37 protein-coding genes are annotated in these 24452 nt (G+C 66.4%); 30 read left to right on the top strand and 7 right to left on the bottom strand.

The window, feature by feature from the left end:
• Positions 1–62: 62 nt before the first annotated feature.
• The 7 genes from QZ951_RS06150 to QZ951_RS06120 all read right to left on the bottom strand — a co-directional run bounded on the left by QZ951_RS06150 (position 63) and on the right by QZ951_RS06120 (position 4663).
• Positions 63–581, bottom strand: coding sequence for an SRPBCC family protein (locus tag QZ951_RS06150; protein WP_292999653.1), 519 nt, complete (start codon positions 579–581; stop codon positions 63–65).
• A complete protein-coding gene (locus QZ951_RS06145) occupies positions 571–927 on the bottom strand; it encodes a YciI family protein (protein WP_292999651.1) in 357 nt (118 codons plus the stop codon). Before QZ951_RS06145 ends, QZ951_RS06150 begins: the two co-directional genes overlap by 11 nt.
• 56 nt (positions 928–983) lie before the next feature.
• Positions 984–2333, bottom strand: coding sequence for a sigma-70 family RNA polymerase sigma factor (locus tag QZ951_RS06140; RefSeq protein WP_292999649.1), 1350 nt, complete (start codon positions 2331–2333; stop codon positions 984–986).
• Positions 2312–2725 carry a VOC family protein gene (locus tag QZ951_RS06135; RefSeq protein ID WP_292999647.1) on the bottom strand — a complete coding sequence of 138 codons (414 nt, stop codon included), beginning with the start codon at positions 2723–2725 and terminating at the stop codon, positions 2312–2314. Before QZ951_RS06135 ends, QZ951_RS06140 begins: the two co-directional genes overlap by 22 nt.
• 29 nt (positions 2726–2754) lie before the next feature.
• Positions 2755–3180 carry a YciI family protein gene (locus QZ951_RS06130; RefSeq protein ID WP_292999645.1) on the bottom strand — a complete coding sequence of 142 codons (426 nt, stop codon included), beginning with the start codon at positions 3178–3180 and terminating at the stop codon, positions 2755–2757.
• 396 nt (positions 3181–3576) lie between these two features.
• Entirely contained in the window at positions 3577–4176 is a 600-nt protein-coding gene (locus QZ951_RS06125; RefSeq protein WP_292999643.1) for a hypothetical protein, read from the bottom strand.
• 22 nt (positions 4177–4198) lie between these two features.
• Entirely contained in the window at positions 4199–4663 is a 465-nt protein-coding gene (locus tag QZ951_RS06120; RefSeq protein ID WP_292999641.1) for a helix-turn-helix domain-containing protein, read from the bottom strand.
• Between the two features lie 148 nt (positions 4664–4811).
• On the opposite strand from QZ951_RS06120, the gene QZ951_RS06115 reads away from it, so the two are divergent.
• The 30 genes from QZ951_RS06115 to QZ951_RS05975 all read left to right on the top strand — a co-directional run bounded on the left by QZ951_RS06115 (position 4812) and on the right by QZ951_RS05975 (position 24409).
• Positions 4812–5168: a helix-turn-helix domain-containing protein gene (locus QZ951_RS06115; protein ID WP_292999639.1), complete on the top strand. Its 357-nt coding sequence runs from the start codon at positions 4812–4814 to the stop codon at positions 5166–5168.
• A gap of 2 nt (positions 5169–5170) precedes the next feature.
• Positions 5171–5602 (top strand): hypothetical protein, encoded by a 432-nt coding sequence (locus tag QZ951_RS06110; RefSeq protein WP_292999637.1) that lies wholly within the window; start codon positions 5171–5173, stop codon positions 5600–5602.
• 131 nt (positions 5603–5733) lie between these two features.
• Positions 5734–7689, top strand: a complete 1956-nt coding sequence (locus QZ951_RS06105) for a transposase domain-containing protein (RefSeq protein ID WP_292999635.1) — start codon at positions 5734–5736, stop codon at positions 7687–7689.
• Between the two features lie 92 nt (positions 7690–7781).
• Positions 7782–8750, top strand: coding sequence for an AAA family ATPase (locus tag QZ951_RS06100; RefSeq protein ID WP_292999633.1), 969 nt, complete (start codon positions 7782–7784; stop codon positions 8748–8750).
• Positions 8747–9187: a hypothetical protein gene (locus QZ951_RS06095; protein ID WP_292999631.1), complete on the top strand. Its 441-nt coding sequence runs from the start codon at positions 8747–8749 to the stop codon at positions 9185–9187. Before QZ951_RS06100 ends, QZ951_RS06095 begins: the two co-directional genes overlap by 4 nt.
• Positions 9184–9372, top strand: coding sequence for a hypothetical protein (locus tag QZ951_RS06090; protein WP_292999629.1), 189 nt, complete (start codon positions 9184–9186; stop codon positions 9370–9372). The genes QZ951_RS06095 and QZ951_RS06090 overlap by 4 nt, the downstream gene beginning before the upstream one ends.
• On the top strand, positions 9369–9779 hold the full coding sequence (locus tag QZ951_RS06085; protein WP_292999627.1) for a hypothetical protein: 411 nt from the start codon (positions 9369–9371) through the stop codon (positions 9777–9779). The genes QZ951_RS06090 and QZ951_RS06085 overlap by 4 nt, the downstream gene beginning before the upstream one ends.
• Positions 9776–10123, top strand: coding sequence for a hypothetical protein (locus QZ951_RS06080; protein ID WP_292999625.1), 348 nt, complete (start codon positions 9776–9778; stop codon positions 10121–10123). The genes QZ951_RS06085 and QZ951_RS06080 overlap by 4 nt, the downstream gene beginning before the upstream one ends.
• A complete protein-coding gene (locus QZ951_RS06075; RefSeq protein ID WP_292999623.1) occupies positions 10120–10662 on the top strand; it encodes a host-nuclease inhibitor Gam family protein in 543 nt (180 codons plus the stop codon). Before QZ951_RS06080 ends, QZ951_RS06075 begins: the two co-directional genes overlap by 4 nt.
• Entirely contained in the window at positions 10659–10907 is a 249-nt protein-coding gene (locus QZ951_RS06070; protein WP_292999621.1) for a hypothetical protein, read from the top strand. The genes QZ951_RS06075 and QZ951_RS06070 overlap by 4 nt, the downstream gene beginning before the upstream one ends.
• Complete coding sequence (locus QZ951_RS06065; protein WP_292999619.1) at positions 10904–11179, top strand: HU family DNA-binding protein; 276 nt, start codon at positions 10904–10906, stop codon at positions 11177–11179. Before QZ951_RS06070 ends, QZ951_RS06065 begins: the two co-directional genes overlap by 4 nt.
• Positions 11180–11183: 4 nt before the next feature.
• Positions 11184–11834 (top strand): gp16 family protein, encoded by a 651-nt coding sequence (locus QZ951_RS06060; protein ID WP_292999617.1) that lies wholly within the window; start codon positions 11184–11186, stop codon positions 11832–11834.
• The gene (locus QZ951_RS06055) at positions 11827–12231 is read left to right on the top strand and encodes a Mor transcription activator family protein (RefSeq protein WP_292999615.1); all 405 of its coding nucleotides are present in this window, start codon (positions 11827–11829) and stop codon (positions 12229–12231) included. Before QZ951_RS06060 ends, QZ951_RS06055 begins: the two co-directional genes overlap by 8 nt.
• A complete protein-coding gene (locus QZ951_RS06050; protein WP_292999613.1) occupies positions 12228–12926 on the top strand; it encodes a DUF2786 domain-containing protein in 699 nt (232 codons plus the stop codon). Before QZ951_RS06055 ends, QZ951_RS06050 begins: the two co-directional genes overlap by 4 nt.
• Positions 12927–13003: 77 nt before the next feature.
• Positions 13004–13162 (top strand): hypothetical protein, encoded by a 159-nt coding sequence (locus QZ951_RS06045; protein ID WP_292999611.1) that lies wholly within the window; start codon positions 13004–13006, stop codon positions 13160–13162.
• A gap of 68 nt (positions 13163–13230) precedes the next feature.
• A complete protein-coding gene (locus QZ951_RS06040; protein WP_292999609.1) occupies positions 13231–13422 on the top strand; it encodes a hypothetical protein in 192 nt (63 codons plus the stop codon).
• Complete coding sequence (locus QZ951_RS20375) at positions 13406–13771, top strand: hypothetical protein (protein WP_366943815.1); 366 nt, start codon at positions 13406–13408, stop codon at positions 13769–13771. The genes QZ951_RS06040 and QZ951_RS20375 overlap by 17 nt, the downstream gene beginning before the upstream one ends.
• Positions 13762–14349: a hypothetical protein gene (locus QZ951_RS06035; protein ID WP_292999607.1), complete on the top strand. Its 588-nt coding sequence runs from the start codon at positions 13762–13764 to the stop codon at positions 14347–14349. The genes QZ951_RS20375 and QZ951_RS06035 overlap by 10 nt, the downstream gene beginning before the upstream one ends.
• A 60-nt stretch (positions 14350–14409) precedes the next feature.
• On the top strand, positions 14410–14976 hold the full coding sequence (locus QZ951_RS06030; RefSeq protein ID WP_292999605.1) for a hypothetical protein: 567 nt from the start codon (positions 14410–14412) through the stop codon (positions 14974–14976).
• Between the two features lie 14 nt (positions 14977–14990).
• Positions 14991–15692 (top strand): hypothetical protein, encoded by a 702-nt coding sequence (locus tag QZ951_RS06025; protein WP_292999603.1) that lies wholly within the window; start codon positions 14991–14993, stop codon positions 15690–15692.
• Positions 15693–15694: 2 nt separating this feature from the next.
• Positions 15695–16198: a holin family protein gene (locus QZ951_RS06020; RefSeq protein WP_292999601.1), complete on the top strand. Its 504-nt coding sequence runs from the start codon at positions 15695–15697 to the stop codon at positions 16196–16198.
• Positions 16195–16578, top strand: coding sequence for a DUF2730 family protein (locus QZ951_RS06015; RefSeq protein ID WP_292999599.1), 384 nt, complete (start codon positions 16195–16197; stop codon positions 16576–16578). The genes QZ951_RS06020 and QZ951_RS06015 overlap by 4 nt, the downstream gene beginning before the upstream one ends.
• Positions 16575–16874, top strand: a complete 300-nt coding sequence (locus QZ951_RS06010; protein ID WP_292999597.1) for an ArsR family transcriptional regulator — start codon at positions 16575–16577, stop codon at positions 16872–16874. The genes QZ951_RS06015 and QZ951_RS06010 overlap by 4 nt, the downstream gene beginning before the upstream one ends.
• 18 nt (positions 16875–16892) lie before the next feature.
• The gene (locus QZ951_RS06005) at positions 16893–17459 is read left to right on the top strand and encodes a DUF3486 family protein (RefSeq protein ID WP_292999595.1); all 567 of its coding nucleotides are present in this window, start codon (positions 16893–16895) and stop codon (positions 17457–17459) included.
• A 4-nt stretch (positions 17460–17463) separates the two neighbouring features.
• The gene (locus QZ951_RS06000) at positions 17464–19095 is read left to right on the top strand and encodes a terminase family protein (RefSeq protein ID WP_292999593.1); all 1632 of its coding nucleotides are present in this window, start codon (positions 17464–17466) and stop codon (positions 19093–19095) included.
• Positions 19095–20663 (top strand): DUF935 domain-containing protein, encoded by a 1569-nt coding sequence (locus tag QZ951_RS05995; RefSeq protein ID WP_292999591.1) that lies wholly within the window; start codon positions 19095–19097, stop codon positions 20661–20663. The genes QZ951_RS06000 and QZ951_RS05995 overlap by 1 nt, the downstream gene beginning before the upstream one ends.
• Positions 20664–20665: 2 nt before the next feature.
• Entirely contained in the window at positions 20666–21946 is a 1281-nt protein-coding gene (locus tag QZ951_RS05990; protein ID WP_292999589.1) for a phage minor head protein, read from the top strand.
• A 258-nt stretch (positions 21947–22204) separates the two neighbouring features.
• Positions 22205–22669, top strand: coding sequence for a phage virion morphogenesis protein (locus QZ951_RS05985; RefSeq protein WP_292999587.1), 465 nt, complete (start codon positions 22205–22207; stop codon positions 22667–22669).
• A 300-nt stretch (positions 22670–22969) separates the two neighbouring features.
• Positions 22970–23956: a phage protease gene (locus QZ951_RS05980; RefSeq protein WP_292999585.1), complete on the top strand. Its 987-nt coding sequence runs from the start codon at positions 22970–22972 to the stop codon at positions 23954–23956.
• A gap of 60 nt (positions 23957–24016) precedes the next feature.
• Positions 24017–24409 (top strand): hypothetical protein, encoded by a 393-nt coding sequence (locus QZ951_RS05975; protein ID WP_292999583.1) that lies wholly within the window; start codon positions 24017–24019, stop codon positions 24407–24409.
• Positions 24410–24452: the final 43 nt, after the last annotated feature.

Raw genomic sequence — 24452 nt, 5'->3', positions numbered from 1 at the left:
TGTCCGGAGGCCGCCGCGTGCGGCCTCTTTTTTGGGTCTTGCGGCGGTCGATCCGCGACCGGTCAGCGCGCAGCCATCGCCAGTTCCGCGGCCAGATTGCCGAATGCGGCCTGATAGCCGAGGCGAACGCCGGACGCGATGTCGGCCCCGTCGAACGCGACGACCTGGCTGGTGAAGCGCAGCGCCGTGCCGGTCGCAATCGGTCGCAGTTCGACCGTGATCAGCGCAGCGGACAGCCGCCGCGTGCCGTCGTCGACGGTTTCCGAGAACACCAGCCGCTGTGGCGGCACGAGATCGAGATAGCGGGTTTCGACCCGATAGCGCGGGTCGGCCTTCGGGCCGCAGCGCGCGACATCACGGCCGCCGACGCGGAAATCCGCTTCGATGACTTCGAGCATCACCGCGCCCGACGGCACGCCCCAGCGGCTGCGCGATTCAGCACTTTCGAACGCGGCCCAGACCTGCTCGGGTGCCGCCCCGAAGTCCTGTTCGAGCACGATGGTGTCGTGCACCACGGCCGGCGGATCGGCAAACAGGCCTTCGAGCGCCGCGGCGACATGCTCGCTGCCGTCACTGGTCATGGCAGGTCCCGATCTCGCGCACTTCGACCGTCGCCCACGCCGCGGCCGGGCATTCGGCAGCGATCGCGATCGCTTCGGCGCGGGTCGCGACATCGATCAGGAAGAAGCCGCCGATCATTTCCTTCGACTCGGCGAACGGGCCATCGACGACCGTCGTGCGGCCGTCCTGACGGCTGACGCGCGCGCCTTGCGCATCCGGCATCAGCGCATCGCTGCCGCGGTGGATGCCGCGCGCGGTCAGCGTGGCGCCGAAGCGCAGCATGCTGTCGTACTCCGCGATGCCTTGTTCCCGGGTGCGGCGGCCGCGCCGGTCGCGCGGTTCGTGGATCAGCAAGGCGTAGGGCATGGCAGCGGGCAGCGCAGATGACGAGGCTGGATGGTAAGCGCGCGTCGCACCCGGCGTCATCGTGACGCGGCGGCGGCGCTGGCCTGCGCACGCTGGCGCAGGAACGCCTGCTCGCGGCGGTTGCGGGTCAGCATCGCGGCCTGCTCGAACGCGGCCTGCGCTTCGTGGTGCCGCCCGAGCCGCGACAGCAGATCGCCATGGGCGCTCGCCAGCCACGGGTAGCCGGCGAGCGCCGGCTCCGCCAGCAGCGGCGTCAGCGCGGCAAGCCCGGCCGCCGGGCCATGCGCCATCGACACCGCAACGGCGCGATTCAGCGCCACCACCGGCGATGGCGCGCTTGCCAGCAGCGCGTCGTAGTGCTGGACGATGCGCGCCCAGTCGGTCCGATCGGCTTCCGGCGCTCGCGCGTGGCAGGCCGCGATCGCCGCCTGCAGCGCATACGGCCCCGGCTGCCCGCCCGCCAGCGAGTCGGCCATCGCGAGCGCGGCAAGGCCGCGGCCGATCAGCAGACGATCCCAGCGACGGCGATCCTGATCCATCAGCAGGATCGGCGCACCGTCCGGCGCGGTGCGCGCGCGCAGTCGCGAGGCCTGCAGTTCCATCAGCGCAACCAGCCCGTGCACCTCGGCCGCGCGCGGCGCCAGCGCGGCCAGGATGCGGCCGAGGCGCAGCGCTTCGTCGCACAGCGCCGGTCGCAGCGCATCGTCACCGGCGGTGGCGGCGTAGCCCTCGTTGAAGATCAGGTACAGCACCGCCAGCACCGAGTCGAGCCGCGCCGCGAGGCCGGCCGCATCCGGCAGTTCGAACGCGACCCTGGCCTCGCCGAGGGTGCGCTTGGCCCGAACGATGCGTTGCGCCATCGTCGCTTCCGGCACCAGGAACGCGCGCGCGATCTCGTCGGTGCTCAGGCCGCCGAGCAGGCGCAGCGTCAGCGCGGCGCGGGCTTCCGGCGTCAGCACCGGGTGGCAGGCGATGAACATCAGGCGCAGCAGGTCGTCGTCCATCGTGTCGGCCGTCGGCAGCGCCGGCTCGCCGGCGTCCGGCGCGCGCTGCGCGTCCTGCAGCTGCGTCTCCAGTGCGAGGGTCAGTGCCGCGGCCTGCTCGTGATGCAGGCGCTCGCGTCGCAGGCGATCGATCGCGCGATGCTTCGCCGTGGTCATCAGCCAGGCTCCGGGATTGTCCGGCACGCCGGAAGACGGCCAGCGTTCGAGCGCGGCCACCAGCGCGTCCTGCGCCAGATCCTCGGCCAGGCCGACATCGCGCAGCATCCGCACCAGCGCGCCGATGAGCTTCGGCGCCTCGATTCGCCAGATCGCCGCCACGCGCGCGCCGATGCCGTCATCGTGCGGCGTGCGCGGCCGGGACGGCGAGGTCGACGGCATCCTCAGGCCGGCGGCAGCGCGCAATTGACCATCCACGGAATGCCGAAGCGATCGGTCAGCATGCCGAACCGGGCCGACCAAAATGTCGGCTGCAGCGGCATGCGGATCACGGCGCCGTCGGCCAGCGCGGCGTAGACCCGCTCGGCGTCGGCGACCGATTCGACATTCAGCGATATCGAGAAACCGGCCGGCGTCGACGGGCTGTCGTCCGGGGAATCGGAGCCCATCAGCACCTGATCGCCGACGTCCAGTTGCGCATGCATCACGCGGTCCTTGATCGCGGCCGGCAGATCGGCGCACATCGGCGACTCGCCGTAGGTCGCGATCATCGTGATGGCGCCGTGAAAGGTCGCGGCGTAGAAGGCGAACGCCTCGCGGCAGCGACCGTCGAAATGCAGGTAGGGATTGAGTTTCATGCGCGTTGTCCTCGTCGTCTCGCTGCCGGTCAGGCGTTCGCATCGAGCTGCGCGCGCAGCCTTGTTTCCTGCTCGCGCAGCGCCGGCGTCATCGCATCGCCGAAGTCGCTCATCTCGTAGACCGGGCGGATCTCGATCTCCGAGTCGCCGATCATCGGGTTCGGGCAGCGCTTGACCCATTCGATGGCCTCCGCCATCGACCGCACCTGCCACAGCCAGAAGCCGGCGATCAGCTCCTTGGTTTCGGCAAACGGGCCATCCGTCACCGTGCGCTGACGGCCGGAGAAATGCACGCGAACGCCTTTGGCGCTGGGATGCAGGCCCTCGCCGGCCAGCATCACGCCGGCCTTGACCAGTTCCTCGTTGTAGCGACCCATGTCGGTCAGCAGTTGTTCGTCGGGCATCACGCCGGACTCGGAATGGGCATCGGCCTTCAGGATGATCATCACGCGCATCGTTCGGTCTCCAGGGATGTGCAGAAAGCGGCCAACGGCACCGCGGCATCAGGACGACGAAGCAGCCCTGCCGGAATCGACAATGATCGCGATCCTGTCACCGCGAAAATCGGGATCGCATTGATTTCGCTCGACATCATGTGCCCGCAACGCGGTCGCAGGGCGCGGCTTGCTAGGCTTCGCGCTGCTGGGGCTTGAATGATCTTAGACACAAGGGAAAGGCGGGAAAAACCGGAATTTAACGGGAAATATCGGGAAACAAACGAGTTTTTCCGGCTGGCCTGCCTGCCTGAGGTCTTAGACACAAAAGGCGAAACCCGGCGATTGACCGTGATACCGCCTTTTGATTTTAGACACCTGAGCGTTTGGTGCGGCGGCCTTGCATCAGCGTTGCAATTAGGGTGCTTTCTTCCTTGCAAAGACCGCTTGATACACCGAGTCAAGGTCGTCGTCGCTCAAGTCCTTCAGGCTGCTGACGCTGTAGCGTTCCTGCAGATGCTGGGTTTTCCAGTGCTCGATGCCGAGTTGCTTCACCCGAGCGTGAATCGCGGTGTACCGCTTGTTCCGCCAGTCTGGAACACGCTTCGGCGCGCTTTTTGACCCGAGGAGCCGTCCAAGGTCCTGTCTGAGCGCTGATATCGCTTCCTCGCCGTGGATCGCTGGCATCAACGACAAGCTGCTGTACTTGAACTTGCGCTTCAAGGCTCCCCATACGGCCGCATGGTTACGAGGCGATTTCCTGACCGCCGCTTCCGCCACAACGATCTGGTTGACCAGTTCCGTCAGCGTGCGCGCGGTTTCCTGGCTGATGTGCATCGCGCCAGGGATCACCTGTGTTTTCACCACCACCGGCCGATGGTGAATGGTTACGTTACCGCCTGCAACGATATTGCCGGTCCCGGAAACCACCTGTGAAACCGATGGAACATCTTGATTCCATTGCTTTTGTGAATCTCCGAACAGCGCCCGCACCTTGTCTTCCCTGCTCTCTGCCATGTGTCGCTCCCTGTGTTGAAACTTAAGCGGCGAGATTGACTAGCCTTAGCACCGTGGCTCGGTGCACTGGCGTCGCCGACTCCTTGAACATCTCGTAAAGCGTGACGAGCAGCTCCGCTTTCTTGGCCGGCGGCAAGACCCGACGGTGCTCCGCCAGCAGCTGCTCGACGATCTCGACGACCTCTCGCATCAGTCGGGAATCAAACTCCCCTGGCTTAGGCGGTGATTGAAGCTCAGAAAACAGTGCCGGACCGTCTCCTGTAAGTACCCAGTGGATGTTGGCACCCGCCCGCAAATACCCCAAAAGGGGCCAAGCGCCAGGCACCCTTGTCCCTGCCTCGTATTTCTTCAGGGCGCTGAAGCTGATCCCCGAGAACAGGGAAAAATCCTGCTGGCTCATGTCGAGCGCAATCCGCACGCTGCTGAGCCTATAGGCGAGGCCGACGAACGCGGTGGACTCATTCGGCCCGTAAGTGTCCACCGTCATGGACGCTTTTCGCTAAGTGATTTTTCATCACTAAGCAACTGATATTTAAAGTGTTTATTCATTTTTTAAAAGGAAGTGCCGTGCAGGAAAGCGTCCACGGACACAATTGGGTTTGACAAGGCCCCATTTGGGGCCTATGTTTAACCCCATGACGCAAATTGATACCGCCACCAAGAAGCTCCTCCGCGACCCGCTCAAGCGCCGCGCGTGGGTCATTTATCAACTGGGAATCAAGGGCCGTTCGCTGGCCGATGTCGGCCGCGAAAACGGTGTGCATCGCAAGTGCCTGTACCACGCGCTGGTGAAGCCCTATCCGCGCATGGAAATGATGATTGCGCGGTCGCTGGAACTGACGCCGCAGGCGCTGTTTCCGGAACGCTACGACGCCGACGGCCTGCCGAATCGGCGCATGGGCCGGCCGAAAAAAGTCTCTGGTCAAGAACATAAGCCGAAGCATAGTCCGGCTGCGCGCAAGCGCAATACGCAAACCGAGACGCAGGTCTAGATATGGCCCGCGACCTGCTCACTGGCGACTTGTTTGCGGTGCCGCGTCCAGCGCAGGCGCTGGCCGGCAGCCACGACTTCCGGCCGGTGGTTGCGGGGCTGGTCGGTCAGGCGCTGCATGCAGCCGTCAGTGACCGGCACGAGATCGCGGCGAGCATGTCCCGCCTGGCCGGCCGCGATGTCAGCAAGTACATGCTCGATGCCTATTCGAGTGGGGCGCGTGAGGAATTCAACCTGCCGTTGTGGCTGGTGCCAGCGTTCGAAGCGAGCTGCCAGACACACGCACTGACCGCCTGGCTGGTCGACGTACGCGGCGGCCGGATGCTGATCGGCCGGGAAGCCCTGAACGCAGAGCTGGGTCGCCTTGAGCAGCTGCGCGAGCACGCCGCAAAGCGCATCCGCGAAGTGAAGAAGCAGATGGGTGAAACGGAATGACTTCCGATGTGCCCACCTTGGCTGTTTCTGCAGCGGACATCGTTCAAGTAACTGGCATGTCCAAGTCGGGCTGCGCAAAGCGCGCCTTGACAGAGCGCTGGGCTTTTACGGAACGCCCGGTACGCGGCGGCATGCAGCGGCTTTACGCCTTCAAGGATCTGCCGGCCGACCTGCAAGCCGCCCTCGCCATCGCCGGCCGCGTCACGCCGGCCGTCTCCTCCGCACCGGCTTCTCGCGCCGGTGCCGCACCTTCGGCAGCCCGGACCTCCCCGACCGGCGCTGCTGCCCTTTCTTCATCACCGGCAGCCCGCAAGGCTGCCGTCGCTGCCCAGACAGCCGAGAGCCTCTGGGGGCGTCATGAGCGAGCAGCACCGGGCTGCAAGGCCCGCGCTGCCCAGCTCAAAGCGGCGGTGGATGCCGTTGCAGCACTCGTCGACGCCGGCCGCGCGGTTCGCCAGGCCATTCGAGAGGTTGTGGCACAAGGCACCGAGACCGAAGGCACGCTGCGCAAGTCCTGGTACGACGTGAAGCCCTACGCCCGCGAAGACTGGCTGGCCGTGCTGACGCCGGGCTGGACCGGCCGCACGCTGGATACGGTCAGCCCCGAGGCCTGGGATTTCTTCAAGGGCGACTACCTGCGGCTGGAAGCGCCGAAGTACAGCGCCGTCTACGACCGCCTGACCCGCACGGCCAAGGTGCGCGGCTGGATCGTGCCGAGCCTGGGCAGCCTGAAGACCCGGCTGGATCGCGAAGTGCCGAAGGCCGTGCAGGTGCTGGCGCGTAGAGGCACCGAAGCCTTCGCCCGAACGATGCCGGCGCAGCGCCGCGACCGCAGCGTGTTCACCGCACTGGGCGGCGTGAACGCCGACGGTCATCGCTTCGACGTGTTCGCCAAGTGGCCGGACGGCACCGTGGCCCGGCCGGTCATGGTCGGCTGGCAAGACCTCATGAGCGGCAAGCTGCTGGCCAAGCGCGTGGACCGCACCGAGCACAGCGGTCTGGTGCGCTTGAGCTTCGGTGACCTGATCGAGCAGTACGGCATTCCTGGCGCGGCCTGGCTCGACAACGGCCGCAGCTTTGCCGCCAAGTTCATCACCGGCGGCATGGCCAATCGCTACCGCTTCAAGGTGCGCGAGGAAGACCCGGCCGGCTTGATGACGCAGCTGATCGGCGCGGACAACATCCACTGGACCACGCCGTACCACGGCCAGGCCAAGCCGATCGAGCGCGCTTGGCTGGACCTCTGCGAGACAGTGGCCAAGCACCCGGCCTTCGCCGGGGCGTACGTCGGCAACAACCCGATGGCCAAGCCGGAGAACTACGGCAGCCGCGCGGTGCCGATCGCGGATTTCCTCGCCGTGCTGGACGAAGAGATCGCCGCCCACAACGCCCGCAGCGGACGCCGCTCGACGATCTGCGCAGGCCGCAGCTTCGACCAGACGTTTGCCGAGAGCTACCAGGAAGCCGGCGTGCTGATCCGCATGCCGACAGCCGAGCAGCGGCGCTGGTGGATGCTGGCGGCGGAGAGCGTCTCGCTGGCGCGCAGCACCGGCGAGATCAAGCTGCTCGGCAACTTCTACTGGCATGAAAGCCTGGTCGACCACGCGGGCGACAAGGCCGTGGTGCGCTTCGACCCGGACCACCTCCACAAGGGCGTGCACGTCTACACGATGGACGGCCGCTACATCACCGATGCCGAGTGCACGGTGGCCGCCGGCTTCAACGATCTGGATGCTGCGCGCGATCTCGCCCGCGCCAAGAGCCAGCGCAAGAAGCACGCGAAGGGCGTGCTGGATGCCGAGCGTCGAATGGATGCCCTGCAGGTGGCCGCGCTCATGCCGCGCGCCACGCCGGCCGAACCGATGAAAGCCCCGAAGGTGGTCCGCATGGCCACCGGGCATGCCGCGCCCGGCAAGCGGCCTGCGGCGGGCGTGCAAGGCGGCGACAACGAAGGGTCGTCCGTGATTGCCGCTGCATTCCGGCCGGTGCCGAAGCCGGCTCCGATGACCGATGAGGATTTCGAGGCCGCGTTTTCGGCTGGCGTGGCGCGGCTGAAAGCCGGCGGCACCGGGAAAGCGCGGCTCTAACACCAAAACCTGCCGGGTGTCCCGTTCGAAGGGAAGACACCCGGCAGGCCCTCAAAGGGCGCGAGCCCTCTTACTGCAACTGGAGTTTAGCAATGGCAGATGCAACACCGATGTTCGACAGCGCACCGAGCGAAGCGGAGATGGTAGAAGCCACCCGCAGCACACTGCAGGCGCTGCTCGCAGACGAGGCCAACGGCCTGTCACAGAGCGATATCAGCCGCGAAGCGGATGTCAGCAGCACCACGCTGAGCCGCTTTCTGAAGGGCGACTACAAGGGCGACAACGCCGGCATCGCCACCAAGCTCTCGAAGTGGCTGGAAACCCGCCGCGCGCGTCTCAGCACCGCCAGCGCAATGCCCACGCCGCCGGCCTACATCAACACAAGGACCGCGCAGCGCATCCTCGATACGCTCGAATACGCGCAAGCGGCAGGCGACATGGCGGTGGTCTACGGCGGTGCCGGCCTGGGCAAGACCACCGCAACCAAGCGCTATGCCAGCACTGCGGCCAGCGTCTGGGTGGTCGAGATGACGCGCAGCCACGGCAAGCTGCTGGGAGCGCTGGAACGCATCGCCGTGACCATCGGGCTGCGCGGCATTCCGCGCGAGCCGGCCAAGGTGCAAGACCGCATTCACGACCGTGTGGCCGACACCGGCGGGCTGCTGGTGATCGACGAGGCGCAACACCTGGAGAACGACGCCCTCGAAGCGATCCGCGCGATTCACGATGCCACCGGCATCGGCGTGGTGCTGCTCGGCAATGAAGTGCTGTATTCGCGCCTCACCGGCGGCAAGCGGGATGCCACCTTCGCGCAGCTGTTCAGCCGCATCGGCAAGCGCGTGCGTCTGGGTCGGCCGGTGGCCCAAGACGTCGACGCCGTGGCCGATGCCTGGGGTCTGAACGATTCCGAGGCGCGCGATCTGCTGCACGAGATCGCCGGCAAGCCCGGCGCCCTTCGCGGTGCCACCAAGTGCCTGCGGCTGGCCAGCGTGGTCAGCGCCGGCCAGATCCGCGGCGAGCACCTGCGCACGGCTTGGACGCAGCTGGGAGGTGCGGAATGAGCTTCCCGTTCGAGAGTGCCAACGAGCACGATTTCTGCCTGCGCGGCGTGCACATCCAGGAAGTCGATGCCTGTGAACAGGTTGCTGCCTGGAAGACCGTCCACAGCCCCAGCGGCCTGCTGCTGGCCGCCCGTGCGATGTGGCAGCGCGGCCTGCGTTCGATTCGCCGCCTGTTCCGCAGCGAGCCGGTCTGGCAGCCGATCGACGCTTTCCCGGTGGCCTTCACCTGCGCGCTGATCGCGGTGTTTGATCGCAATACGGGCCTCGTGCTGCTGCGGCCAGAGCTGTACATGTTCACCGGCCAAGGCATCGGTGCAGGGTGGATCGGCTGCAAGACCACTCAGCCGCTGGCGCTGACCGCCGCTGAGGTCGCGGTGTGGCGACCGACGAAGCCGCTGCTGCCGACGCTCGATCAGTTCCCGGCGGTGAAGCCATGACCGCCGTCCGCTTGATCCAGCCGCTCGGCCGCGAGACGCAGCCGTTCGAGGACATCGTCGACGAGCTGAAGTTCTTCGCCGACATGGCGGATGACCTGGGCATGCCGGGCGACGATCACATCTACCTGCGCGCGATTGCGGAGATCCGCAGGCTGCGGGCGCTGGTGCCGGCGGTGCAGTCATGAGCGGCGGTGGCGGTTTCAGCGCGCACGCCCGCAACGATGCATCGCTGCTGCCGGGCCAAGGCTCTGCGGCAGAAGACTTCCGGGGCGATGTAGACCCGGCAGCCGAACTGAACGCTCAGGATCTGCTCGGGATGCTGCCGCGCAGGCCGCTGGCCTGCAACGAAGGCTTCATCACCGGCCTGGCGTTGGCAGCGCGTGCGATCAAGGGGCTGGATGCCGGACGGTGCCTGATTGTCGGCATCGACATCGGCTTCGAGTCCGCCACGGTGCGCTTGGCGCGAGCACCGAGCGCGGCCCTGCAGATCGAGGGCCACCGGGCTACGTACACCGGCCCTGGCGGCGATCGCATCCACATCAACCGTGGCCGCTATCTCGGCGCGACGGTCGAGTGGCGCGAAGGCGCATGACCGCGCAGCTCGTCATCACCGGGCTGCGGGCCTTCCTCGCAGAACGCGGCCCGCAGCCGCTGTGGGAGGTGCATGCCTACCTGCAGGCCGCTCACGGCATCGAGTGCCCGGTGGCTGCGAATCGCGTGGTGCTGATCGAACTGAAGTATCGCCGCGTCGAAACCTTCGGCTGCCCGACCTTGTGGGTCCGGCAGTTCGGCGAGACGCGGCCGTGGCCGACACAAGTCGGCCGCGCTGAAGAAGCCCCGATTTTCCCTCCCGCCACGCCGGTCGACCCGCAGTTGTTCGGGCGGTCGGCGCTGGCCCTCACCGCAGCCACGACGGCTGCCGGAGCAAGCTCATGACGCAAGACACAACTGTGGCCCTCGCCGGTATCGAGGAACGTGCCAAGAACTACCGCCAGGCGCGCGATCTACTGGCTGATCGACTTCGCCAGCTCGAAGATCAGATCGAGGCTGCCAAGCGCCGCGCGATGCCGCTGATCACGTCTGCCCTGGGCGCGGCCAAGGCGGCGGAGGCCGAGCTGTCGACCGCGATCCAGGAAAACCCGAAGCTGTTCGAGAAGCCGCGCACCCTGATCGTCCACGCGATCAAGCTCGGCATCGAAAAGCAGAAGGGCAAGATCATCGTCGAGGACGCCGATCGCACGATCGAGCTGATCCGCAAGCACCTGACTGATCAGTTCGATGCCCTGGTCAAGACCAAGTTCAAGCTGGTGAAGGCCGCACTGAATCAGCTCAAGGCTGCCGACCTCAAGAAGATCGGCGCGGAGGCCGGCGCGGCCGGCGATGTCGTGGTGATCCGCCCGGTGGACTCGGATCTCGAAAAGCTGCTGACCGCGTTCCTCAAGACCGAGGAAACGGCGGTCGAGGATGAAACGTGAGCGCCCGGCCGGATAGCCAGGTCGCACCGTTGCTGGACTTTCACGCGCAAGCGGCGGAGCGCGAAGCTGCGCGCCGTCGCAAGGCTGCGCTGGACCGGGCCGCGCAGCTGGTGGCGCAGGCCGAGTACCAGCACGCGTACGGCAACACCGCTGCAGCTGGCGAGCTGATCGATCAAGCGATCGACGTTGGCGCGCCGATGCCGGACGACGTGGCGGACGCAGACGCCGATGGCGGTGGCGAATGAACGCCGCCGAACTGGCGGTGCACATCGCAGCCGAACGCGGCATCACGGTGGCGCTGGCCACGCATTTGCTGAACGATCTGGCGTCCGCCGCGATCGGCGAGTTGCAGGCCGGCAAGCAGGTGACGTTGCCGGGCATCGGTGTCCTGAAGCCGGAGCTGCAGCCGCAGCGCTGCCACATGACCGGCCCGATCAAGGCGCGGATCGTGGTGCGGCTGCTGCCGGCATCGGAGCTGAAGTACGCCCTGGCCTGCGCGGCCACGCCAAAGCGCTGAAGCCATGCCCGCCGCGCCCAGGGTGCCGCCCCCCATCAATGCTGGTCAGCGCAAGCTGATCCAGATGGTGCATATCGCCAAGGCGCAGCTTGGCCTGGACGACGAGGGTTACCGGCAGATGCTGCGCGTGCACGGCGGCCACGACAGCACCACAAAGATGAGCCTGGCACAGCTCGAAAGGGTGCTGGCGCATCTGAAGTCGGCCGGCTTCAAAGCGCAGGCTGCAAAGCCGAAACGAGGCAGGAGGCCGCATAACCTCGGGGCCGGCGATCGCGGCCCGCTGATGAAGAAGATCGAGGCCCTGCTGACCGATGCCGGGCTGCCGTGGGGCTACGCCGCTGCGATGGCAAAGCGGATGTACCGCAAGGAGCGGCTGGAGTTCTGCGACGGCAACGATCTGGCCGGCATCGTCGCAGCACTGGAAAAGGCCGCGATCAAGCGCCTGGTGCCCGCGCTGCGCCAGGCGCTGGCCGACGCCGGCCTGATGTGGGCGCACGGCCAGTACATCGCGATCCAGGAATTCGGGTTCGACGCCAGCGACAGGAACCTCGATCGCTACCCGCAGGCGATGAGTCAGGTGCTGCGCTGGCTGCGCGGCGAGCTGGCCGGCAAGGGCGTGCTGCAGCGGCCCGGCACGGAGACCGGCAATGGCTGACCTGTTCCAGGATCAGGACCTGCCGGCCGGCGCGCTGCCGGAGCATCAAGCGCTGCTGGACAAGTGGCCGTCGCGCCTGGTCGAGATCCTCGATCACCTGGAACACCAGCTCGGCACCGAGCTGCGCGGCACTGTCACGCCGGATCTCGTGAGCCGGATCGCCAAGGAAGCCGTGCTGGCGATCGCCAGCGTGGCCGGCGGCCGGCCGATCTACTTGCCGGCCGCCAGCCACCTGAAGCGCGCCCTGCGGGATGACCGCCTGTGGGAAGGCTTCAAAGGCAACAACTACGACGAACTGAGCCGCGCCACCGGCCTGACCGAAAGCCAGGTGCGCCGGATCATCAATACCCAACAGAAGCTGCAGGTGGCGAAGCGGCAGCGGAGTCTGAACCTGTGAAAACCGAACACGAGCGCAAGCTAGACAAGATCAAGAAGTGCCTGCGGCTTGCGAATTCCAGCAACGAGCACGAGGCTGCCGCAGCGTTGCGGCAGGCGCGGAAGATGATGGACGAGATCGGCGTCTCCGCCGATGACGTTGCCGCCTCCGACGCTGCGGAAGCACGCGTGCGATCGCAGGCGCTACAGCAGCCGCCGAAGTGGGAACAGAGCCTTGCGTTTGTCGTTGCCGAAGCGATCGGTTGCGGGGTTTATTTCAGCTACGGCGTGGATCTGCACTTCATCAAGAAACCGGGGCAATACGTGTTCGTCGGCTGCGGCGGTGACCAAGCCATTGCTTCATACGCTTTTTCGGTCCTGTACCGGCAGCTAAAAGCAGCTCGCAAGCAATATCTGCGGCTCCATCTGAAGCGATGCAAACGCGCGAATCGCATGGATCGCGCCGACTCGTTCTGCGCTGGCTGGGTTTTTAGTGTGCGCGCGAAGATCGGTTTGCTGACCATACCGCCGGAGCGGCTAAGAGCAATCCAGACCTACCTCTCGCAGATCGACATGTCGCCCGCTCCGGCCGAGAAATCGTCTGCGCGAGCGGACATTCGATACAACGACTTCAATAGCGGATATCGAGCTGGCCGCGAAGTGGACCTGCGCAAGCCCATGACTGGCGATGCTGCACAGCTCGAGGCGCTCCGCTGATGGCTATGCCATGCCCGATACCAGGCTGCAGCAGCCGTACGCGCCCTGGGCAGCTGCTGTGCGGCCCGCATTGGTCGATGGTGCCGACGGAACTCAAGGGCCGCGTCTGGAGCACCTGGCGCGGCTTCACGAAGGCCAAGGATCACCAGACGATCATGGTGGCCCGCCAGCCGTATCTCGACGCGCGCGCAGCGGCGATCAGCCATGTGGCCAACGCGCAGGCGCCGCTGCTGTGAAGTGCAGTCATCTGGTGGTCAACGGTCATCCCGTGATCGTCTGTGGATCCAGGCGGATTCCGGCTTGCGTGAAGTGCGGCGGCCCGGCCAGCCAGGAATGCGACTGGAAGGTCGGGCTCGACAAGACTTGCGACCGGCCGGTTTGCACGGCCTGCAGCGTCTCGCCGTTCGAGGGCAAGGACCTGTGCCCGAAGCATGCGATGGAATGGTCCTGGCACCCGCGCAATCCTGAGTCGCCGACGTATGCCGATCCGGCCTGAAAACCGAGCGCGCTACCCCCGCGACTGGCCTGCGATCTCCGCTCGCATCCGAGCGCGTGCGCAAGACCGCTGCGAATGCCTGGGCGAGTGCGGCCGTGGCACCCATGACGGGCGCTGCCCGAATCGCCAAGGGGAGCCGGCGTACGGCACCGGATCGACGGTAGTGCTGACCACCGCGCACCTGGACCATGTTCCGGAGCATTGCGCCGACGACAACCTGCGATCCATGTGCCAAGCCTGTCACCTTCACTACGACCGCGATCATCACGCGCAGACGCGCTACGCGACCCGGCGGCAGGGCCGTGCGGCAAGCGACCTGTTTGAACAACCGGGGCAACCATGCGTCTGACCTGCAGATCCTGCGGCGCAACCGGCTCTGCCGAAGTGGTGTTCGGCGCGGCCGATGCTGACGCCGCGCTGATGCTGGCCGGCGATCTGCCACCCGCCGTCGCCCGTCAGGTCTGGGCTTACCTGGCGCTGTTCCGGCCACGTCAGCGGGCCTTGACCTGGTCACGCACGCACAAGCTGCTGGCGGAGCTGGTGGCGCTCATGGCGGAGCCTACGATCACTCGCAAGCACCGGTCGTTTCCGGCCACCCCGGCGCTGTGGCGCGCGGCGCTGGAACACATGGCGGCTACGCGCGACGCCCTGAACCTGCCGATGGAATCCCACGGCTACTTGCTGGACGTGTTGTCCGGACTTGCCGAGAAGGCCGCGACGCAGTCGGAGCGCGACCACGAGCAGGGCCTTCGCAGCGCGCCGCGCAGCGCCGGCAGCCCTGCGGCCGATCCCGCTTCGGTCGCGGTCAATCTGCCGCAGCAGCTGCTGCACTCCGAGCGGCAGGCTCGTCGGCGCTTGAAGCTGGCTGACATGACGCCCGAGGAAGAAACTCAGTTTCTGGAACGCCAACGTGATCTGGCTCGCTGAACCGAATTGACGCCCGGCATAGACTGGTGTGTCGGACTATTTTTCTCTCAGGGAGCGAGCATGAAACTACTGGTGCGCTGGATCGTGCTGCTGCTGGCAGCCGTCGGCGGTGCGATGGTGGTGACCTTGGTAGTCATCATGTCGAAAGAGAGCAGCCAACACAGCGCGCAGCCAGAGACGGCTTCGCAAGCCCCGCCGCCGCCGGTAAAAGTGGTGACGATGACGCCCTACTACTCCATCGTCGATGGCTACGAGTACGGCTACAAGCCCGCGCTTTCCGATGTTGATCTCCAGCAGGGTCAAGGCACCAAGGCGCTGGTGATGATCAAGTATCTCGGTGCTCGGGACGGGCGGCTGCAGCTGGCGATCGAAACCGGCCGCAGCCTTCGCCAGGTGATGGACTGCGCGAGGCCCTGCGATATCGTCCGGGTACGGGTATTCAGCAGCGGGCGAATGCTGCGCAAGGAATTCCTGCCGATGGAGCCGAACACGATCATGCAGCTGGCCTTTGCCGATGCCTCGAAGGGTTTGCTGAAGCCGTACCAGCTGGCAGATGGCAAGTATCTGGTGGTCGGCGAGGATAATCGGCAGGCTTTTGTCGAGGAAGCGCCGGGCATGCGCTGGTAGACGTGCTCTGAACGTTGCGCCAAGGCCCGCCGAAAGCGGGCCTTTCTCGTTGCATCCGCATCTGCGAAACCCTGATTGATTCACGCGCGCGTGACGATGCGCGCATGACCCCCGAACAACTCCAGGCGTTCTGCCCGGCCGCGCTCAGCTTCCACGTGCAGCTGGTCAGTGCGATGACGACGTTTCGCATCAACACGCCGATCCGGCAGGCGATGTTCCTGGCGCAGATCGCCCATGAAAGTCAGGGCTTCACGCGGCTGGAAGAGAACCTCAACTATTCGGCCGAGAAGCTCCTCGAACTCTGGCCCAGCCGATTCAGCCCAGCCGAAGCCAAGGCCTATGCCCGGCAACCAGAGCGGATTGCAAACCGGGCCTATGCCAACCGGCTGGGCAACGCCGACGAGGCGTCTGGCAACGGCTGGCGCTATCGCGGACGCGGGCTGATCCAGATCACGGGCCTGCGCAACTACTCGGAATGCAGCAAGGCCCTGTCGCCGCGCCGCAACTTCCTGGTGCAGAACCCCGAGGCCCTGTTGCGGCCGATCTATGCCGCCGAATCCGCCGGCTGGTACTGGAACCACGCCGGCTGCTCGAATTCCGCCGACGACGGTGACTTCATCGGCTGCACCCGCCGGATCAACACGCGGCTGATCGGCATGCCCGATCGCCTGGTGTGGTTCGGCAAAGCCAAACAACTGCTGTCGATTCCGGACTAGACATGGCGAACCTCATTGCAAACCTGCTCGGCAGCACGGCCGGCGATCTGGTGGACAAGATCGCGGGGGCTGCCGACCGCTTCATCACGACCGATGGCGAGCGCAACCAGTACCGGCTCGAAACCGAGAAGGTCCTGCAGGCGCGCGACAGCGAGATCGAGCAGAGCCTGCGAGCCGAGCTCACCGTGCGCGAGCGGATCATGGTGGCCGAACTGCAGCAGGACGACACCTTCACCAAGCGCGCCCGGCCGGCCGTGGTCTACGTCGGGCTGGCGGTGATCGTCTTCAACTACTGCCTGGCCCCGATGATCGCGTGGACCGTCGGCAAGACGCCGCCGGTGTTCAATCTGCCGGAGGAATTCTGGTATGCCTGGGGCGGCATCCTCGGGCTTTACACCTTCGGCCGCAGCATGGAAAAGCGCAACCGCCGGCCGCTGCCATCACCGCTGCAGGAACCGCCCACGCCCATCGCCGCGCCGCTGCGACTGCTCGGTGAGAAACCATGACCCCAGAGTGGATGAAGCTCATCTGGGACGTCGTCGTGAGCCTGATCTCCGTCGCGGCCTTCCTCGTGGCGTGGTTCGGCCGCCGCGACCAGGCGCACAAGCTGGCGATCGAAAAGGTCGCGCAGGATCTGGCGAAGAAGTCCGCCGACGAAAGCAGCCACTACAGCTCGCTGAAAGACGAGATCGCCGACATGGGCGAGCGCATCGGCGTGGTTGAGGAAAACGTCAAGCACCTGCCCACGGCCGGTGACCTGCGCGCCCTGCAGCAGTCGATCAATCAACTTTCCAACGGCATCGGCCGGCTCGAAGGCGCGCAGCAGGGCACCACGCGCCAGGTCGACCTGATGAACAGCTATCTGATGCGGACGGAGAAGGTATGAGCTTCCGGGATCACCTGACGGCCGATCTGCGCCTGGTGTTGCTGCGGGTGCTGGAATGCGCGCCGAGCTACGAGTGCAACAGCAGCATCCTGCAGATGTCGGTCGAGGACTATGGCCACAACGCCAGCCGCGATCAGATCCACACCGAGCTGACCTGGCTGGCCGAGCAAGGCCTGGTCACGGTCGACAAGCCGGTGGCCACGGTGCTGGTAGCCACGTTGACCGCGCGCGGCCTCGATGTTGCGAAGGGCCGCAGCAACGTGCCCGGCGTGAAGCGGCCCGGCCCGGGCGCCTGAGCCTGCTGTGGGCCGACCATGAGCCGCAAGAGCAGCATCGCCACCCTGGCACCGGCCATCCGCACCGAACTCGATCGGCTGCTGAAAGACGACCGGTTCACGCTGGAGCAGGTCGTGGCCCACCTGAAGAGCCTGGGCGCTCAGGTGTCCCGCAGTGCCGTCGGTCGGTATCACAAGCGCTTCGAGGAGTCTGGAAAGAAGATCCGCGAAGCCCGCGAGGTCGCGGCCGTCTGGGCGGAGCGTCTGGGCTCCGAGCCGCAGGGCGATATCGGCAAGGTGGTGATGGAGATGCTCCGGACGCTGGCCTTCGACGCCACGATGCAGCTCGGTGAAGGCGGCGACGGCGATGCCGAAGTGCAACTCAGCGGCAAGGAAATCGGCGCGCTGGCGCTGGCGATGCAGCGGCTGGAAGCGGCCGGCACCCTGAGCCTCAAGCGCGAGCAGGCCCTGCGCCGCGCAGCGGCTGAAGAGGCGGCCAGCCTGGTCGACGCAGTGGCGGCAGAGAAGTCCGTCGGCCTGACCGACGAAGCGGCCGAAGAGATCAAGCGACGCATCCTCGGCATCAAGACCGGCAGCGGGGCCTGAGCCCGTGGCGGTCACGAATACCTCGAAGCGCACGAGTAGGCCGGCGGCGGCCGACGTTGTCCAGCCGCCGCCGGAGCTGCCAGCCAAGCGCGCGATCGCAGAAAGTGCCAGCGTGTTCCTGGGCTACCAGGCGCGCTGGGCGGCGGATCAATCGCCGGTCAAGATCATCGAAAAGTCGCGCCGCATCGGCCTGAGCTGGGCCGAAGCCGCGGATTCCACGCTGCTGGCCGCCAGCCGCTCCGGCATGGACGTCTGGTACATCGGCTACAACAAGGACATGGCCGAAGAGTTCGTGCGCGATTGCGCCGACTGGGCCAAGCACTATGCCTTCGCCGCCAGCGAGATCGAGACGGGTGTCGAGGTGTTCAAGGACGGCGACGAAGAGAAGTCGATCCTGACTTACACCATCCGCTTCGCCAGCGGGTTCCGCATCACGGCACTGTCGTCACGGCCGTCGAACCTGCGCGGTAAGCAAGGCCGCGTCATCATCGACGAAGCGGCGTTCCATCCGGATCTGGCGGAGCTGCTCAAGGCGGCGCTGGCGCTGCTGATCTGGGGCGGCCAGGTGCACGTCGTCAGCACGCACGATGGCGAAGAGAATCCGTTCAATGAGCTGATCAAGGAAGTGCGGGCAGGCAAACGCCCTTACTCGCTGCACCGCGTGACCCTGGACGATGCCTTGGCCGATGGCCTGTATCAGCGCGTGTGCCAGGTGCGCGGCGTGCCCTGGTCAGCGGAAGGCGAGACCGCATGGCGTGCAAGCCTGGTGGCGCAGTACGGCAGCGGTGCCGACGAGGAGCTGTTCTGCATTCCCAGCAAGGGCGGCGGCATCTGGCTGCCGCGTGCGCTGATCGAGGCGCGGATGGCCCCGGTCGACGCACCGCGCAAGGTCATCCGCTGGCAGGCTCCGGGCGGCATGGACCTGTGGTCCGATTACCTGATCGAGCAGGAAGTCGCCGCGTTCTGCGAGCGGGAGCTGAAGGCGGAGATCGAGCAGCTTGATCCGATGCTAGCCAGCTGCCTCGGTGAGGACTTCGCGCGCAAGGGTGATCTCACGGTGCTGGCTCCGTGCCAGCTCACCCGGACGCTGGTGCGGAGCTTCCCGTTCCTGGTGGAACTGCGCGACGTGCCGTTCAAAGCCCAAGCGCTGATCCTGTTCTACCTGATCGACGGTCTGCCGCGATTCAGCCACGGCATGCTCGATGCCACCGGCAACGGAGCCTATCTGGCCGAAGTGGCGCAGCAGCGGTACGGCGAGGCGCTGATCACCCGCGTGCATCTGTCCGAGCCCTGGTATCGCGACAACACACCGCCGCTGAAAGCTGCGTTCGAGGATGCGGCTATCGTGTTGCCGCGCGACGTCGACGTGCTGAACGACCTGGCCACGTTCCGCCTGGTGCGCGGCGTGGCGCGCATCCCGGACCAGCGTGCGGGTGACAGCACCGGCAACCACCGCCACGGCGACGCCGGCATTGCGCTGCTGCTGGCCTATGCGGCAACCCGGCAGCAGATCTACCAACCGTTCGACTACGAGGCCGTGAGGGCGCCCGGTGGCGCGCGCATCAACTTCATGCGCCACGACGATCAGGACGATATTCCCGAGCCGAAGGGCTTCCACCATCACGGAGTGATCTGATGGCCACCAGCAGCATCCTTGGCCCGGACGGCCGCCCGATCGAAACCGCCGACCTGACCGAAGAGCTGGGGCGCGGTGGCGTCACCGGCCTGCGCAGCGTCTGGCACGACAGCATCGCCCGCAACCTCACCCCAGCGCGTCTGTCGGCGATGCTCGAAGAGGCCGGTCGCGGCAATGCTGACGACTACCTGACGCTGGCCGAGGAAATGGAGGAGCGCGAGCCGCATTACGCGGCTGTGCTAGGCACCCGCAAGCGCGCGGTGTCGCGCCTGCCGGTGATGGTGGAATCAGCCTCGGACGATGCCGAGGACGTGCGGATTGCCGACGACGTGCGCGAGCTGATCGCCCGCCCAGGCTTCCGCTTGCTGCGCAAGGACATGCTCGATGCCCTGGGCAAGGGCTACTCAGTGCACGAGATCGTCTGGGAGCGCGGCAAGAAGTGGCTGCCCAGTTTCGAGATTCGAGATCCGCGCTGGTTTCGCTGGGACCGCGATACCGGCTGCAGCCTGCGGCTGAAGCATGAGTCCGACCCGATCAACGGCATCCCCCTGGCACCGTACAAATGGATCGTGCACCGGCCGAGCCTCAAGACCGGCCTGCCGATCCGGGGCGGTCTGGCCCGGCTGGTGGCCTTCGCTTGGCTGTGCAAGAGCTACGCGCAGAAAGACTGGAATGCCTTCGCGGAGATCTTCGGACTGCCGCTGAGGATCGGCCGTTATGGCCCCGGTGCCAGCAAGGGCGACATCGCGATCCTGCGGCACGCGGTGGCCAGCCTCGGCTCGGATGCGGCAGCGATCCTGCCGCAGTCAATGGCCATCGAGTTCCACGAGGCGGCCAAGACCAGCGGCGGCGATCTGTTCAAGACGCTTTGCGAGTACTTGGACCGGCAGATCAGCAAGGCGGTCCTCGGGCAGACCATGACCACCGATGCCCAGAGCACCGGGCTGGGGTCGAACAACGCCAGCGTGCACAACGAAGTGCGCGACGATATCCGCGACGACGATGCCCAGGACGCGGAAGAAACGCTGAACCGTGACCTGGTTGTGCCGTACGTGATCCTGAACTTCGGGCCGCGCGACAACTACCCGCGCATCACCTTCCCGATCCGCGAGCCGGAAGACCTGGTCGCCCTGGTCAAGAACGTCACCGCGTTGGTGCCGTTCGGGCTGCGGGTGGAAGAAAGCGTCATGCGCGATCGCCTCGGCTTCCCGGAACCGGACAAGGATGCGTTGCTCCTGCAGGCACCCGCAAAGGCCGTTGCAAGCCCGTTGCCGGGCAGCGGCAATCTTGACCAGGCGCTGAACGCCCGCCAGGTGAAGAAGGCCCCGCCGCTGTCCACGGACGCCCGGCAGGCTGCGCGCCTGACCGAGGACGCCGATCTGGTGGTCGAAACGCTGACCGCGCCGATCCAGACGATGCTCGATGAGTCCAGTTCGTTCGAGGAGTTCCGGGCCAAGCTGCTCGATGCCTACGACGAGCTGGACGACGCGCGCCTGTCGGAGCTGCTGGCGACCGCGCTGACCGCTGCCCAGCTGGCTGGCCGCTACGAGCTGCTGCTGGGCGTCTGACGGTGGCGACCTACGGCAGCCTGCCGTTAAAACAGCAGATCGAGTTCTTCCGGGACAAGCTGAACCTGCCGACGAAGTCGTACACCGACATCCAGGGCGCGGCTCACGACCAGGCGTTTGTTGTGGCCGGTGCACTGAAGGCAGACCTGCTGAACGATCTGCGCGGTGCGGTCGACCGCGTGGTCGCCGACGGCATCGGCTTCGAAGCGTTCAAGAAGGATTTCCGCTCGATCGCCGCGAAGCACGGCTGGGCCTACAACGGCGGCAGCAACTGGCGCGCACAGGTGATCTACGAGACCAACCTGAACCAGAGCTACAACGCCGGCCGTGAAGCGCAGATGGCCGATCCCGAGCTGCGCGCTCGGCGGCCGTACGGCATGTACAAGCACTACGCCAGCCCGAACGAGCGGCCGGAGCATGTCGCCTGGGACGGCCTGATCATCCCGCTCGATGACCCCTGGTGGGACAGCCACAGCCCGGCCAATGGCTGGGGCTGCAAGTGCAAGAAGTTCATGTACAGCGATCGCGACGTCGAGCGGCGCGGGCTCAAGGTGGTCAAGCCGCCGCCCGAGGAATTCGAAGACCGGGTGATCGGCAAGCGCAGCGGCAACCCGCAGACGGTGCGGGTGCCGAAGGGCATTGATCCAGGGTTCGCCTATACGCCCGGCAAGTCCACGCTCGGCAAGCTGGCCGAGCGTGGACTCGGCAGCATCGGCGGCCTGCCGCCGGCATCCGGTGCGTCCGCCGCCGCTGCAATGGTCAGCCGGCCGGCGGTGCGCAAGGCTTTGGCCACGGAGTTCGGAAGCTGGATCGATACCGTGCTGGCGACCGATCGGCCGGGCAATGTCAGCTTCAACGTCGGCAGCCTGTCGGCGGAGATCGTCGAATCCCTGGCGGCGCGCAACGTGATTCCGGAGTCCGCCGCGATCACCATCCGCGACCGCGAAGTGCAGCATGTCTTTCGGGAGACGAAAACCACGACCAAGGCCGGGTTGCCCAAACAGCCCAGCCTGAGAGACTTCAAACAGCTGCCGAATCTGCTGACCCGGCCGCGCGCCGTGCTGCTGGTCACCGGTACCAGCACCTTGATCTACGTGTTTGATCCGGAGTCTGCGAGCGGCCGAAGCGCTGGCAGGATCGTGGTGGAGGTGAACTACAGCCTCAAAACCAGCGACGGGCGGCGTGGCACCAATTCCATCCGGACGGTCACGCTGGCGAACACGGCGGACCTGACGAAGGATGTGCGAGCCGGCTCCCTGGAACTGCTGGAAGGCCGGCTTTGAAAGAGGAAGGGAAGCTCAGGGTGGACGCCACACCCACCGTGCAGGCGACCTTGCGGTCCCCCGAGCCGGAGCTGGCGATTTCCCGGCCGTCTGAACTTCGGCCCCCAGTGTACCGCGAGGCCTGCCAGGAGGGTGACGCGCCCTGCGAGGTCTCCAACCCCCTCGCTTACGCCTCGATAGGTCTGCTTTCGCAGAATGCGCCGGCCGGGAGAATTACCGAAGGCGCGTCACCGTTGGAGCTTACTACGGAGGAAACCGATGGCCGGCGCGATCATTGAACTGGACTTGCGGCAGCTGGCCGACCTCAGCGCGGCGATCGCGCGCTACGAGCAGCTGGTGGCAGCACCGGAGCCGCTGCTGGACACCATCGGCCAGCTCCTGGCCAACAGCACTGAAAAGCGCTTCGACGAGCGCACAGCGCCGGACGGCACGCCCTGGGCACCGGTCAGCGAGGACTACGCCCGCCGCAAGCAGGCCGGCCGCGCGACCAAGCGATCCGCGGTCGTGTCCGATCCTGGCCAGGTCCTGGAGCTGACGCTGGATCTGCGCCGCCTGGTCCGGCACCAGGTGGTGGGCGACGAGCTGCTGGTCGGCAGCGATCGGCCGTACGCGGCCACGCACCAGTTCGGCCGGGGCGGCATTCCGGCGCGGCCATTCCTGGGCGTGAGCCCCGAAGACGAACGCGAAATCGGCCAGATCGTCCGCCATTACCTTCAGCTGTGACCGCCGGGGTCCGAGCGGCGGCTGAAAACGAGCCCCTGGGCGGGCCTGTGGCGCGCTGAAAGCGCTTCCCGCCCCGACGACCCCGGCAAATTTTCTGCAACGCGTGCAACGGCCTTTGCAACGGCCGGGTGCGAAACGGCGAGCCAAGCGGCATTGACACACTGCCGATCGCACCCGAAAGTGGCTTGGCGACGCCCGCCGACCCGGTTTCGGCGACCTCCCGGGCGCGCGCGGCGAGGCTGATCGAGCAGTCGCAGGTGCGAAACCCTGCCGTGCCGGTGGGGCTTCGACACTGGCGGCATGCCGAAAGCCAACCGCCTGACCGCCCTCTGCTTCGCCTTGCCGACTCTCGGCACCGAAGGCGAAGCCGTGCCCACCCGGATTCCGGTGATCCCGGCACCAGATGCGCAAGGCCTGGTCAAGGGCGTTGATGGCCGCGCCTGGCGCTTGAGCCAGCCGCGCCAAGTGGCGGCCAACGCCAGCCAGCCGATCCAGGTCGACGAGAACCACGCCACTCAGCTGGCCGCCCCGCTCGGGCAGGCCTCGCCTGCGTTCGGCTGGATCAGCTCCCTGAGTGCCGACGAGAGCGGCGCTGTCTCCGGTGCCATCGAATGGACCGAGCGCGGCCTGAATGCCGTGAAAGGCCGTGACTACCGCTACCTGTCGCCGGTGATCGAGTTCGACGCCGCCAGCGGCGAGATCGTCGGCGTGAAAAGCGTGGCGCTGACCAACACCCCGAATTTTCCCAGCCTGGCGCTGAACAGCGCACAGCACCCCTCGACCGAGACCGATCCTATGTCCGCTGCCCTGATCACCCTGCTCAAGCTGCCCGCCACTGCCACCGAAGCTGAGGTGGTCGCCTCGGTGCAGTCCTTGATGGATACGCGCCAGACCGCGCTGAACGCAGCGGCCAGCCCGCCGCTCGACAAGTTCGTGCCGCGCGCCGATTACGACACCGCGCTGAACGCCCGCAATGCGGCAGAAACCGCGCTGGCCACCGAGCGCCGCGCCAAGACCGACGGCGAGATCGCCACGCTGATCGATGGCGCGCTGCAGGCCGGGAAGATCACGCCGGCCACGGCCGAGTACCACCGCGCGAACTGCGCCCGTGAAGGCGGCATCGAGGCGTTCAAGGCTTTCATCGCGCAAAGCCCCGTGATCGCAGCGGCCAGCGACGTGAAGGGCGATCCGAAGACCAACCCCACCGCGCTCAATGCCGAGCAGCTCGCCGCCATGACCGCGATGGGTGTCGACGAAGCCACCTTCCGCAAGGCCAACGGCCTGTAGTTCGCGCCGCATCACCCGTTGCAAGCCGCACACCCCTGACCTGATCTTTCGGAGCTTTCCATGACTGCACTTAACGCTGCCCGTCGCGTGTTCACCCGACTGGGCGATCTCCTCATCGTCACGATGGCCAACGGCGCGCAGGGCTATCGCGGCGGCCTCGCTGCCATTCAGCCCGCCGGCACCGCCGTGGCGGCCACCGCCACCAACACGCTGAACGTCGTCGGCTGGTTTACCGCCGACGCGGCCGGCGGCACGCAGGTGGAGGTCAGCAAGGAAATCGTGCCGTTCGCCAATTCCACGGCGGCCGACCTGATTGCTAAGGCCGATATCGGCGCGAGCTGCTACGTGGTCGATGACCAGACGGTAGCCAAGACCAATGGCGGCGGTGCGCGCCCGCGTGCCGGCAAGGTGTTCGACGTCGACGAGTACGGCGTCTGGGTCGACTTCCGCTAATTCGACCGCGTCCGTAGTTCTTAGCCGCAACCACCCGCAGCCC

The organism is Nevskia sp. (genome assembly GCF_021732705.1).
In the GTDB taxonomy this organism is placed as follows: Bacteria; Pseudomonadota; Gammaproteobacteria; order Nevskiales; family Nevskiaceae; genus Nevskia.
Note: the sequence above shows the minus strand (reverse complement) of the source record. Positions and strands in the feature narration are given on the sequence as shown.